We start from the raw sequence: 13,911 nt of genomic DNA on the forward strand, positions 1-13,911 counted from the left end.
CACCAAATGAATGAAAAGTTGTACTGAAACTATTTAACATGCTCACAATAGAGCGGCGTTATTTCAGGATAATTAATTGTGTAACCCGCTCCTTTGGCACTCTGGATGAAATCTTCAGGAAGCCCCACCATCGCGAGTTTCTTGTTAAGCTTATTAAGTACCTGCCACAGACGTTGCGTCGATGGGCTCAGATTATTTTCTTCCCAAATTTTGCTCAGGAGTTCATCTTTGGTTACTTTTTGCGACCGGCCATGGCTCAGCAGATAAAGGAAAAGTTGCATCATGGTGTCGTTAAAAAAGACCGAACCAAACATCAGGTTTCGCTCTGTACAGTCAACAGAAAAGCGATAAAGCCTTTTGCTGCCTATATCAAAGTGAATGTCTTTACCAATTAAAAAACCGTACAGTTTATAATCCATTTACTTTACCCGTTAGTCGAAACAACCAACCAAGGCTGTCATCCATGTATTTAGCAAAAATATATTACCCATAGAATTAATGTGGCTGATTATATGTTTCCACTACGATCTTACAATACACTTCAGGGTATCTCTGATGAGTCACCCGGCCTGACATGCTCTTGCTGATTATTCCGTTTAAAATGAATTAGCCAGAGTTATTCACTATGAATGGAGAATTCAGTGGCGTTAAAAATCAACAACCCACCATCCCGAAAAACTCACTTTAAAAAACCAAAAAAATGCTCACATGAAGAGTTTTATGCTACTTTCCTGCCTAAGGTAATGTTTCCTTTGTGGTATATATTAGGATTTCTCGCACTACTTTTCTAAACCCTCCACTTTCTACTCCTCATATCTGCGCTTACTCCCAAATGGGTAATGGCCGTTCAGCGGCAAATTTTTATGACCATCAGTACAAGCCACGCAGGGGAACATACTTTCACCGTGGCGCTGAGACACAAACTAAGGTCGAACGTACCGGGAGGGAAGTGAAGTCTTTTGAATTATGTTTAATAAGAAAGGGGAAAGAAGAAAAGGAAGGATATGCTACGGGCGTATACACATAAAAAAACAATCTCAATGCACTGATTTTTAAGCATATAACTCTTAATTAGATTTTTTCTGACCCGGGTTCCTGTTACCCCGGCGCAGATCCTCAGGTGGTATACACTTTAAGAAATCCTCAAGGGGAACAGATACCAATATGACCCTCAAATACCTTATCAGCGATCAGGTGATCTTTGATTCTGACGCCCATCACTTGATCTCACTGACATCGGACACCGTTAAAGTCACGTTGCATACCCCGGCAAGCCAGTGTTTGTTACTACTGCTGCAAAACCAGGGTGAAGTACTCACTCAGAAATTTCTTTTTGAAAATATCTGGGGCAAAAACGGAGCATTTGTCAGTGCCAATACGCTCTATCAGAATATTGCCATTGTCCGTAAAGGCCTGAAATCAGCTGGCATCGGGGACGATATTGTTCAAACCATACCCAAAACGGGAATTAAATTTACCGGTCATGCGACGCTTTATTTCGCGAAAGAAACAGACCCACAGGAAATGCGTGAAGCGTCTCCCCCTGTTCAGTCCCTTCCGGGTGAGGTTTATTCACCACAGAATGTCGATGTTGAAAACTCCGCTACAGAACAAAATTTACCCGCCTCTGATCGGCAACCCGAAACCTTCTCTGCTCCCGACTCCGCATTGCCGCAAAAAACCGGCCATCAGAGAATTTCCCCTCTTTATTTTTATCTGACAGCATTCGTATTTTGTGGACTGAGTCTGATGACCTATCTGCAGCTCAAGCCTGAAGGTTCCTTTTTTTCTGATTATCATCTGATTGGCAAAGTAAATGGCTGCATGCTTACCTCCTCTTACTATGATAAAGACGTCGCTATAAAGGAATTTTCAGCGCTTTTCCAACACGGAGGGATCACCTGTACAGACAAAACGTATGCTTACATCACCCTCAACCGGCTCCCTGAAGGAACAGCTTTATTAATGTGCGATAAGCCTGCAGAGAAAATTAACGCACAGTGCCTGAGCTATATATATCTGGAAAAAAATGATGATAAATAATAAGCATGTGTGGATTTACCCTCTGCTCGCTTTTTTTGCTCTTTCCCCTCTGTTCGTTTTGGGTTATCTGGATCACCAGAAGAATAATTTTTCTTGTCAGTCAGAAATCGTGATATCGAAGGGCAACTCTGTTTACTCGGCACTGATGTACTACCATTTTGATAACGGGAACGGCATCGTTGAAACATCCGGTTATTTTAAAAAAGAGGGTGCCGCAATTACCAAAATCAATAAAAGGATCGCCTTCCGGTATTGGGTCAATGATGACACGCTGACAATGGTTTCTTCCTATCTGCATAATGATAATGTCACGGACGCATCACTCAACGCGCTGACGCCCGATTTTTTCCTTTATAGCGATCGGGGAGTGACATATCAGTTAGCCAAAGAAAACAAATCTACCTACCTTTTTATCCAGAGTGATACCCCGCTATTTTCCTGTGTTATCAACCCTGTTAAACACCCCGGATAATTTTGCCGCTGTATGAAGACGTCGGTTACCCGCGTTTCGGCGCGAGAACCCCTTTTCCTTCACGCAAAAAACACCTCTTGTCTGCACATGGCATGATGAAATTCTTCTCCCCTCGCAATTTCTGAAAACTGGACAAATAACACTTCAATTCAGAACGTTTATGAGTAAACTCGCACAATGATAATTTGACTTAAGTCAGGGTAGGACCTCGGTTTCAAAGGGACAAGACATCGTGCAATGGATAATGGCACCGCGATGACCTGAAGCAGACACAGGCTGTATTCAGGTTATGCGTTTGGATAAAGGGAATTAAGCAATGAGCATTCAGGATTACATTCTTGCAGGCAGTAAATTACCGATCCACAACCACTACCAGTTAAAACTTAAACGGCTGGAATCTCAGCTGCCGGGCGTCGATATTTCGGTGCTCAAGTTCAGCGGCAGCGAGGCCATCAGCGATATCCTGCGCTATGAGATTGAGTTCACCAGCGCGGTGAAAGACATTCCGGCTCAGCACATCATCAACTATTCCGCGCTGTTCCTGATGTATCCCGACGGTAAACCGTGGGAGTCCGTTAAACCGCGTATTATTCCCGGCGTCATCACCCGGTTCCGGCAGTGCAGCACCTCCGCCGATGAGACCCGCTACGTCGCCACGCTGGAACACCGCGTCACCCGGTTAAATCAGGGCAGCAACAACGCGATTTACCAGAACGACAGCGTCATCAGCATGACCGAAAACACCTTCCTGCGTTACAACATGGACCGGCTGGATTTTCGGTTTGCGCTCAATGATCAGTATCCGCTGAAAAAATTCATGATGCAGTTCGGCGAAAGTGAATATACGCACATTGCGCGACGCCTGGCCGACAGCGGCATCTCGTACTTCTTCGAATATGACGAAGAGAACAACTGCGACGTCATGGTGCTGGCTGACCATTCTTACGCCTGGCCGGAGCCGGTCGCTATCCCGTTCCGCAACCCGGCGGGCATGTTCGACGGCGGGCTGGAATCGGTCTGGGAGATGTCGGTCAGCCGTAAATCTATACCGAAGTCTGTCACGGTTAACGACGACTATTACCCCGCCGCGCAGAGCGATATGACCGGCACGACGGAGACCAGTCCGGATTACCCTGCGCTGGTTGCCGAAGATTACCGCTGGGGTGAGTACTATCCTGAGCCGGGCAAGGAATACAGCAGCGAACCCGGTCAGGGCATGTGGTACGCCAGACGCCGTCAGGAACGTTACCTCAGCGAACAAATCACGTTCGAGGGCAAATCTAACTGCATGACGCTGCGTCCGGGGATGGTCATCACCACGCCCGGCAAAGACTGGCCGGAAGCGCCGGACGGCCTGCTGATTGTCTCCACTGAGTCTAAAAACGTCGCCCGCGATACGGCGTATTTTGTCACCTTCACCGCCGTTCCGCGTAATACCCGGCATCCGTACCGCCCTGCCTTGCTGCCGTGGCCGACCGTCACCGGCACGCTGCCAGCACGTATTTCCAGCGCGCATCCGGACGAACCTTACGCGCACATCAACGCCGACGGTTTGTACCGCGCCCAGTTTGGCTTCGACCGCACCGAATGGCAGAAAGGCTTCGAGAGCTGCTGGCTGCGCCTGGCCAAACCGTATTCCGGTGATACCTACGGCTTCCATATGCCGCTGCTGGATTCCACCGGCGTGGCGATTGCGTTTGAGAACGGCGACGTTGACCGCCCTTATATCGCCTGTGCGCTGCATGATTCAACGCACCCGGATCATGTGGCGTTACCGAACTACAAGCGGAACGTCATACGCACTCCGGCAAATAACAAGCTTCGCCTGGACGATACGCGCGGGAAAGAGCACATCAAGCTTTCGACACCGGCCAGCGGTAAAAGCCAGCTGAACCTCGGTGCGCTGGTCGATGACAAGCGCAAAGACCGTGGCCACGGTGCCGAGCTGCGTACCGACGACTGGGTGGCCGTTCGCGGTGGTAAGGGGGTGTTTATTTCCGCCGATGTGCAGGCTTCCGCCGCAGGTCAGCAACTGGACATGCAACAGGCCAAAGCACTTCTTTCCAGTGCGATGGTGGAAATGCAGAGCCTGTCGGCCAGCGCGCAACAGGCGCAGGCATTAGCCGCTGATATTGACCGTCAACAAACCTTGCTTCAGCAGAAACTCGACAAACTTCAGCAAGCCGTTTTACTTTTAAGCGCCCCAAAAGGCGTCGGTATTGTCAGCGGGGACAGCATGCAACTGTACGCGCAAGACAGCCTGACGCTGACCGCCGGTAAACAGGTGGATATCGGCGCGACGAAGAAATTCACGGTGGCAGCCGGAGAACAAATCAGCCTCTACAGCCGTCAGGGAACCAAAATGTTTGCCGCCAAAGGTGACATCGACGTTCAGGCGCAGGGCGGGAAATTCACCACCTGGTCAACGGACGATACGCATATTGCCAGCGGAAAAAAGATGACGGTGACAGCACAGGACGAGCTGGTTCTGATCTGCGGCGGCGCCTACATCAAGCTGAAAGGCGGGAACGTTGAGATTGGCGGGCCGGGGAAACTCTTGGTGAAAAATGGCGGCATCGTCAAACAAGGCGCAGCGAGCATGCAGAGTGCGATGAAATCATTTGAGCCGGAGCAGTTTAATGAGGGGTTTGTGGTTACTCATCCGCTCAACGGCAAGCCACTGGCTTCTCAGAAATATAAAATCACACTGGATGATGGGCAGGTCATTGAAGGACTGACCGATGAAAAAGGCATGACCTCTCACTAAATCACAAGCCGCGCAGGATATGGTCATTTCGTTACTGGATGGCGAATAACTACAAGGACAGAATATGAAAAAGCTAACTTTACTCGCAGCTACATTAATATTTTCACTGACCAGCCTTAATGGCTGTGCCGTGACACCCCCTCCGGTGCAAACATCCACGCAGCCAGAAAAGCTGGCAGTACAACCCATCCATAACCCACCACAGGTGATTTATCGTATCGATAAAAATCGCTATCTCACTCTGGAGGATTATTCGAACTGCGATGATGGTTCGATTTATTATCATAACGATAACAAGAAGATAAAAACTAAACTCTGGTTCCTTTCTAAGGGAACCATGAACTATAAGGGCAAGTTTATCTGGGCAGCGAAAAACGACGATATGCTGGCGATTCCATTGGTGAGCGGTGATAACGCACCTTGTGGTGACCCATTAAGAGGCTGTTCTTACAGCATACTATCGGCCAGTCATGATGGCGGAAAAAATTTTAATGATATTACATTTGATGCAAGTAACAGCTCCGGTTCGAAAGAATACACAATCGTTGTGACTGATGATGCCATCTACATCAAAAGTGACCGATATCCTGCGGATAAATATTCAATAAATAGCGCTGGTGAGTTCTATAACGTGAGGCAAGCCTGGATACGGGATGAATTTTACAAAGGAATGATCAAGTTAGGTGTGCCTGAAGATGTTTTAGTAAAGAAGAATCCTTTAGGTTACTCCGCCCTCAGGCTAACTAATAAATATCATTACTCTGAAGCACAAAGCGCGGCATTGATTGTGAAAGCTGCTGCTCTATTCGATAAATATAATGATTCCCCAATTACAGAGAAACTACCTGACTTAAAGCAGGACAGTTCAGCTAGCAACAGATTTAGCTGCAAGACCACTCTTCAACCTTCTCAGCCAAAAAATCAGGGATGACCATGAAAAAGCTGACTTTACTCGCAGGGGCATTAGTATTTTCGCTGACCAGCCTGAATAGCTGTGCCGTGACACCCCCTCCGGTGCAAACATCAACGCAGCCAGAAAAACTGGCAGTACTACCCATCCATAACCCACCTCAGGTGATTTATCGTATCGATAAAAATCGCTATCTCACGCTGGAGGATTATTCGAATTGTGATGATGGGTCAATTTATTATCACAATGATAACAAGAAGATAAAAACTAAGCTCTGGTTCCTTTCCAAGGGAACGATGAACTACAGAGGCAAGTTTATTTGGGCAGCTAAAAACGACAACATGCTGGCAATTCCATTAGTGAGTGGTGATAACGATGCTTGCGGTGATCCCCTCAGAGGCTGTGCCTATAGTATATTGTCAGCCAGTAATGATGGTGGGAAAACATTTAGGGATATTAAATTTGGTGCTAGTGATCGCTCAGCATCTAAAGATTACACAATCGTTATTTCTGATGATGCCATATACATTAAGAGCATCAATTACAACGCTAATAAATACACAAATAATACCGATGGCACTTTTATACAACCAAGAGAAATATTAATTAATAAAATTTTCTATAAAAAACTACTGGCAATGGGAATACCTGATGATGCTTTAGATAAAAGTAATCTTTTGGATGTAAATGGGAGTTTATTATCATCCAAGTATTCATATACGAATGAAAAAATTTCTGAGTTGGGCAATAAGGTAAGTACTTTATATTATAATATAAGAGATAATATTCCCCAAGATACAATTCCAAAATTGATGCTATCCCCTCACAGCACAACTCAATTTACCTGCAACTCCACACGACTCCCTACTCAGCTTAAAAATCAAGGATGACCTATGTCTGAAGCCTATCAACACGATCAGCCTACTCGTTTACTGAATAGCGAAACCACTGCTAATGGTATTCAACAAGCCAGAAGTACGATGAGCCCCCAAAGTGTTGGTGTTCGAGGGGAGATAAGAAAAGGTACCCAACTTCCAGGCCTGGTTATTTTTGTTCATGGCGTTAACTCAGAAGGCGAATGGTACAAAACAGCAGAAGAAAATCTTTGTGCAGGTCTTAATCAACGTCTTGGTCTGAAAGATCCTCAATTTACTTTAACACCTAATACATACAATGAAGATAATACATTTCCAGTAAAAATAACTCAGAAGGGCAGATCTCCTGTCATCCGTTTTTACTGGGGATACAGAGCACAATCCGGCAAAGAAAATGATTTCGTCATCCCTCTGAGAACTGCAAAAGGCGATAGCTATACCGACCTCAGTGATGAACAGATTAAGAAAAGTAATAACCGATTTTTCTGGGGCGGAGGCCCTTTCCAGAACGGCTGCACTTCACTGTATTCGTTGTGGAGCAAATACGGCTTCAGTAAATGGGTCAAAAAAATTCCAATCCCATTTAGTACGCAGTTTATCAATGAAGAAACAGATCGCCTTTTGGCAAATGCACCACCGCGTGAATATTACTCGCATGCGGCCGAGCGACTGGCTAATTTGGTGAGAAAGATCCGCGAACTCAGCCCGACGGATACCGTCACCGTTATATCTCACAGCCAGGGCACCATGATCGCCACCGCAGCGGCCGCAATGGAGGGCGCCGCGCCCGATGCGCTTTTTGTGATGAATTCCCCGCTCTGCCTGGAAAGTAAGGGGATGGATTATCTCTCCTACCCATTAGCCGAATGTATTTCTGACGCTGCGAGACGCGTCACCTTTGCTGATATAGTCGGAAAGGTGGCTGAAAATAAGGACCGGCTTAAGAACGCCAACCCGAAAAAACTCGTTTGCGGTCTTGATGGTGCGGGTGAAAACTGGCAACCGGATGGGAAAACCTCCAATCCGGATGTTCCTGAGCGGGACAATCACGGACGCACATATATTTATTGCAGCCCACATGACCGGGTAATGGGGTCGTCACCCTTATTGAGTATTGGCTGGCAAGGGCTTCCCAATACGAAAGCCAGCAACTATACCCAGCCGCACCCTGTTTTTGCGATGGTGCCGAAAAACTCACTTTTTGTGCGCATGCTCGCCCGTAATATGGCTTGTGGCGAAGCACCGAATCTGCAAACGCCGTTCGGTACGTTGCCAGATATGAGCAGGGACTGGAAACCGAATGGCGGTAAAAAATTCTGGGACAGCAATGATACTTTGTTTAGCCGCCAGGCATGGCCTAATCCGGACCCAAACCAAAAGCTATACATCAATGCCGAACAGGTCCCCCAGCCCATTACTGCGGAGCAGTTGGCTGATTTTGATAAAGACCGTAAACATATTGAAGAATTACCCGCCGATAAAGCAGCGCATAAAATCTACCTGGGTGATAAAAACTACGACAGTTATGGTTATAGCTGGAGCACCAATGATCCGGAAACAGGGAAGCCCAACGACAATACCTACAAATATTACATCAAGCTCTATGGCTTCAATGAGCGTAAAACCTTCCCCGTCCCGCCAGGCTCTGGCTCTCCCTATGATAAACGTAATGTTGACAGGGAAAGCGTTGAGCAAATGCGCTCGCGTATAGGTCAATATATTTCCCGGCCTGCCGACCACAGTGATTTACCCCAGAACCCGCTGTTCCTTCAGCAAGTAATGGCCTACGACTTACCGATCGGATTCTGTAATATCGGGCAAAATGAAACCCAGATGCAGATGTTACGCGATATGGCTGACTGGACACATATTGGCTCAGATAATTACTACCAAACAGGCACTTTCACGCCACCTCCGTTGCCACCCATTATCCGTAAAGACGTGGACGCTGATGCACAGCTACGTTATGACGCGGCGGTGAAAAAAGCCGAGGCTGACAATATCGCGTTAGTCCGGGCACAGAAAACGCAGGGAGAACTCGCATGAAAAATGTCGTAGTTCTTGGAGATAAAACATCCCACGGCGGCGCTGTGATTTCTGCTTCATCGACGTTTGAAATCGAAGGTAAAAATGCGGCGTTGCTACACGACAGCGTGAGTTGCCCTGAACACGGCCCGAACCGCATTATCGAATGTGAGCCGGGTTATGAAGAACAAGGGAAAGGCATTGTAGTACAGGGCTGTAAAACCGAATGCGGATCCGTGGTGTATGCCCGCTTCCCTGATGCAGGGTTCGAATAATGGGCTGGTCAGTTCCTCAGGCTGAACCTCAGCAAAAGCCTCCTGCGTGGTCACCGTGGGTATGCGTGTTTATCTTCATGACGGCTTTTGCACTGGCTTTAGTCTGGGTCGTGCTTGATACGCCATCAACCGGGTTGTATCCGTTGTCTTCAGGTCATTATCTGCCGCTGACTGGCTTCACATTGGTTGGGATCCTGTCGTGCCTGTCGCTTTATCTCCTGATATGGGAGGCCGGAGCGCTGATGTATTACAGTTGGACGCACTGGCAGGCAAACACCAACGCTGCGTGGCAAAACTGGACACATCAGCATCTGCATATTGTTGATAGCGTGAACTTCACCACCCGTCAGCATTTATATCCGCAGGTTGCTGGCCTCTCCCGTCCAGAAGGCGATAACGAGGAGCCTGCCGTGTTGCTGTTTCCTGAGGACGATGCGCCGCCGGGTATTTATCGTTTTGAAATCATCTGCCGCCATATCCTGACGTCGTTTGAAGACGCCATTAAAGCGCTGAATCTGCCAAAACAGGTAACATTCAAATTCTATGTGCAGACGCAAACGGAGGTGACGGAAACACACGTTCTCTACCTCGAAGAGCTCTGGCAAACGCTTTATCCCGGATACTCGTTACAGGTAAACCCTGTTCGCCCGCAGGCGTCTCTGGAAACTGTGGGAACCTGCTTAGACGCACACGCGCCCTCTCTCGTTATTGCGATGCAGTATTACGACGGTGTGGAGGAAAAGCCTCTCAGCGAAATCGCCACCGGCCTGCTGCTCTCCCCCGCCGACTCGCTTAAACCAGATACCCTGCAAAATGCCCCGCAGCTCTTCAGAGCCATGCCGCTAAATCTGAAAAAACTGCCCGAGGATTTGCTGGAACTGCGAGACATGACGCAGCAGCCGGCGGAGTCTCTTCGCCTGCTGTGGTTCTCCGGGCTGACCGACACCCTGCGTCAGAAGCTCAATGCCGTTGTCCATGACCTGAAATTACCGCTGCGCAATGAAGCCCCGATGGGCGGGCAGCTGGATTTCGACAAAGGCTGCGGGATGTATGGGTCACTTTCAGGCTGGCTGATGATCGGCGCCGCCGCTGATATGATTAAGCGCGCTCAGGGCAGCCAGTGGGTATTGGCCGCCGCAGAAGAGTCAGCCTGGGCAGTCGTTGTCGGGGATCAAGCGCCGGTTCAGGCTGATTATCACAGCCAGTTACCCCGCGATGTCTACCCTGCCGGATGCCTGGTCGCTTCACTGCTGTTCAATCTGGTGTTGTTCTGGTCCCTCGGCAATGCCTTCCCGGACTGGCTGTTTTCTTTCTGGGGCGCGATCACGCTGATCCTGACACTGGTTGTCACAATGACTGGCAGCGCCGTGGGCCTGCGGATCGTGTTAAATCGCCTGCTTGAGCCGCACTTTATCCGTTCTGCGCAGCAAGGAAGCTGATTGTGAAGAAATTCATTAAGCCACTGGGAATACTGTTCCTGTTGCTGGCCGTTGCAGTCGCGATTATCAGTGTGTTCCGGCAATACGGCGTGTTTTCTTCGTCCTCAAAGGACTCCGGCATTTTAATGGCCGTTCTGGTCATCACGCTGATTGTCACGCTTATTGCCCTGTCATTAACCCTCGTCACCACATCGGCCAGCTGGAGGGTTCCTGTGCGTCCTAAAGTCGGCCCGGCGGGTTTAGAATCAGAGCGGCCCGTTCAGGCGTCCATTGATATTGGGCGGTTAAAATCAGCCCTCCGGCATCGCTACAGTCTGCGCTGGAAGCGCAAACTCCCCTGGCTGCTGGTGATGGGTGAAGTGAATGATGTCGAAGCAATTGCTCCGGGGCTGACAGAATCTGGCTGGATGACCGTCGGCAAGACACTGCTGTTGTGGGGTGGGTCACTTGCGACAGGCGGCAACCCGGCAGACCTTCAGGTGTTACGCCGTCTGCGCTCCAATGCTCCTGCTGATGCGCTGATCTGGGTCAGCCATGAGGCGCAATATACCCAGGCGGCGCAGGCTGATTCCGTGCTTCGTGGTTATGAAATTGTCCGCCACCGGCTGCGCTGGGAACTGCCGGTGTATCTGCTGGACCGGCGCGAAATGACCTGGTCGCAACCCGAACGGCCGGTGCAGCTGGTAGGGGTGTTCGGGAACAAAAGGCTGACGCCGGAGTCTTTATCGTCTTCTGTCGATTCACTGCTCCCCGAACTTCGCGCACAGGGCATGGCGCAAATCAGCGGAAACCTGAGCCATGCGTTTTTGCTGCAACTGGCCAGTGATTTAAAAGCCCGCCTGACCGGCTGGACAGAGGCATTCAAACCGCTTCTTCACAGCTATCGTCCGCTGCCTTTGTACGGCGTGGCGTTTTCACCGGCGCTGACGCTACGGGCGTACAGCCCGCATGAACGCGCGGACTCTCCGGTCTGGCGGGAGTTGTCTGCGGGAATTCATCGCCGCGCTGGTCGTCCGGTTGGGGTAACGGCGCGAACAGTGGCGAACTGGAGCGCCGCGACCGCGATAATGGTATTGGCCATCGGTACAATCGTATCCGGCATCAGCAATTACCGGCTGGTGACCGGCAGTGCGGAGCAGGTTCAGCAGGCAAAAATATCCCCCTCGCCTGCCGTCTTGTCTTCGCTGCGAGAGAGGGTGCAAACCTTACTGGCTCAGCAGGAACAGGGCACGCCGATGTACTGCCGTTTTGGTCTGGACGTGACGGATCCGCTGCTTCACGCGCTCTGGCCGCAATACTCGGCGCTGGCCCATCGGCTTATCGTTCAACCGGCGCAGCGGCAGCTGATTGCGGAACTGATATCACCCACACCGTCCTACGATGTCCTGAAAACCTACCTGATGCTGGCCCAGCCCGACAAAACTACCGGCGCAGAGGCGCAGCGCTATTTAGCGCAGCAGCTGACGCCGTTGCTGAAAAACGTCGCGCCGCAGGATATCGCTTTTCTGGGCGCGCAGTTTGCCCGGCACCCTGACTGGAAAATCCGACCTGACATTGCGGCGGTCACGCAGGCGCGGTCGGCCCTGCTGAACGCCATGAGCGGCGCGGACGCAGAGCACAAGCTCTATGCCGCCCTGATTTACCGCACCTCACGTAACTTCGCGGATTTGTCGCTGACGCAGCTGCTCGGCGGTCAGGAGACCGGCGGGATGTTTACCCTCGACGCAGTCGTGCCGGGCAGCTTTACCCGCCAGGCGTATGAAGGTGCAATCGCGCCGGAAATTACCGCACTGGTCACGCAGCGGCAGGAACAGGTCGGCTGGGTTCTGGCAGAGCCGGGGCATCAGGTGGAAGCGTCACTCTCCCCCGCCGCACTGGGTGAACGGTTAACGGCGCGCTATTTTGCCGAATACGGCACCGCGTGGCAGAAAACGCTTAACCAGCTGAAGGCACATCCGGCGGCTAATCCGGCAGAGCAGCTGGCACTGGCTTCTGACGTCAGCCGGTCGCCACAGATAGCGCTGATGAAACAGCTGGCCTGGCAGGGACTGGCCGGCAGTCCGAACGCACGACGCAGTGAACTGAGTCCTGCCCTGCAGCCGGTGTTTGGCGGCATCGTCTCGATGGCGACCGGAACCGGTAAAGGGAACGGTATTACGCTGTCTGCCTGGCGGTCACAAACAGCGGCACTGCGCGACAAGATGCGCAACCTGTCCGCGGCCACCGGCGGCACGGCGGCACTCTCGCAGTCGGTATTTCGCGGTACGCAAATCGATAACCAGGTATCTGAATTACCCGCCCGTCTGCGTATTCAACTGGGCAGCGGCTGGCAACCGATGGCACAGGCGCTGTTTTTGGCACCGCTCAGCCAGACATGGAAAGGTGTGATGACGACCGGCGTCAAAGGGATGGATGCGCAGTGGCAGCAGGAAATTGTCACAGCATGGCATAAAGAATTCGATAACACCTTCCCGTTCAGCGACAGTCCGAAAGACGCGTCACTGGCGGCGCTGAACGATTTTATCAACCCGCAGAGCGGCCTGATTGCCGGTTTCATCCGCGAACATCTGAATGGTGTGCTGGAATATAAAGACAACCGCTGGCAGAAGGCCGGCAAACTGCCGCCGGGGCTGACGGTGAACGCCGCGTTTCTCAGCAAGCTGAACCAGCTCGACCGCTTAGGTCACGCGCTTAACGATACGGGCTGGGGATTTCGTTTCAAACTGCAGGCGGGCACGGCCAGAGACGTGGTGCAGACCGAACTGAGCATCGATGGCCAGAAGCTGTTGTACTTCAACCAGATGCCGTTATGGCAGGACATTCAGTGGCCGGGCGACACGTACTATCCCGATGCATCGCTGGTGTGGACCAGCGTCCGTGCCGGTGCGCGGCTCTATTTTGATACGCCTGGCGCCTGGGCATTTTACCGGCTGCTGAAGAAGGCCAAAATTACGCCGGTGGACAACACACATTATCAGGTGGTCTGGACCGCCGGTGACGGCCTGCCGCTCAATTACCGCCTGGCCTTTATCGCCGGTAACGATCCGGTCAGCCTGCTGAGACTTGATGGTTTCAGTTTACCCACCACGATTTTCCGATAACGCA

10 protein-coding genes are annotated in these 13,911 nt (G+C 50.8%); 9 read left to right on the forward strand and 1 reads right to left on the reverse strand.

Annotated features, from left to right (window positions below):
- Window positions 1-29: 29 nt before the first annotated feature.
- Entirely contained in the window at window positions 30-419 is a 390-nt protein-coding gene (locus J1782_RS09545) for a helix-turn-helix domain-containing protein (RefSeq protein WP_152326641.1), read from the reverse strand.
- Window positions 420-1,164: 745 nt separating this feature from the next.
- On the opposite strand from J1782_RS09545, the gene J1782_RS09550 reads away from it, so the two are divergent.
- From J1782_RS09550 to J1782_RS09590, 9 genes are all read left to right on the forward strand, one after another.
- Window positions 1,165-2,043: a transcriptional regulator gene (locus tag J1782_RS09550; protein ID WP_217153029.1), complete on the forward strand. Its 879-nt coding sequence runs from the start codon at window positions 1,165-1,167 to the stop codon at window positions 2,041-2,043.
- Entirely contained in the window at window positions 2,030-2,515 is a 486-nt protein-coding gene (locus J1782_RS09555; RefSeq protein WP_217153030.1) for a hypothetical protein, read from the forward strand. The genes J1782_RS09550 and J1782_RS09555 overlap by 14 nt, the downstream gene beginning before the upstream one ends.
- Before the next feature lie 316 nt (window positions 2,516-2,831).
- Window positions 2,832-5,282, forward strand: a complete 2,451-nt coding sequence (locus tag J1782_RS09560; protein WP_217153031.1) for a type VI secretion system Vgr family protein — start codon at window positions 2,832-2,834, stop codon at window positions 5,280-5,282.
- Window positions 5,283-5,346: 64 nt separating this feature from the next.
- Complete coding sequence (locus tag J1782_RS09565) at window positions 5,347-6,213, forward strand: hypothetical protein (protein ID WP_217153032.1); 867 nt, start codon at window positions 5,347-5,349, stop codon at window positions 6,211-6,213.
- Window positions 6,214-6,215: 2 nt separating this feature from the next.
- Window positions 6,216-7,082: a hypothetical protein gene (locus J1782_RS09570; RefSeq protein WP_217153033.1), complete on the forward strand. Its 867-nt coding sequence runs from the start codon at window positions 6,216-6,218 to the stop codon at window positions 7,080-7,082.
- A 3-nt stretch (window positions 7,083-7,085) separates the two neighbouring features.
- The gene (locus J1782_RS09575) at window positions 7,086-9,113 is read left to right on the forward strand and encodes a hypothetical protein (RefSeq protein ID WP_217153034.1); all 2,028 of its coding nucleotides are present in this window, start codon (window positions 7,086-7,088) and stop codon (window positions 9,111-9,113) included.
- Window positions 9,110-9,367 (forward strand): PAAR domain-containing protein, encoded by a 258-nt coding sequence (locus J1782_RS09580; protein WP_152326648.1) that lies wholly within the window; start codon window positions 9,110-9,112, stop codon window positions 9,365-9,367. Before J1782_RS09575 ends, J1782_RS09580 begins: the two co-directional genes overlap by 4 nt.
- Entirely contained in the window at window positions 9,367-10,806 is a 1,440-nt protein-coding gene (locus J1782_RS09585) for a hypothetical protein (protein ID WP_217153035.1), read from the forward strand. The genes J1782_RS09580 and J1782_RS09585 overlap by 1 nt, the downstream gene beginning before the upstream one ends.
- Before the next feature lie 2 nt (window positions 10,807-10,808).
- Window positions 10,809-13,907, forward strand: coding sequence for an ImcF-related family protein (locus tag J1782_RS09590; RefSeq protein ID WP_217153036.1), 3,099 nt, complete (start codon window positions 10,809-10,811; stop codon window positions 13,905-13,907).
- The last annotated feature ends 4 nt before the right edge of the window (window positions 13,908-13,911 follow it).

It is taken from the genome of Rahnella sp. BCC 1045 (assembly GCF_019049615.1).
Lineage (GTDB): Bacteria > Pseudomonadota > Gammaproteobacteria > Enterobacterales > Enterobacteriaceae > Rahnella > Rahnella contaminans.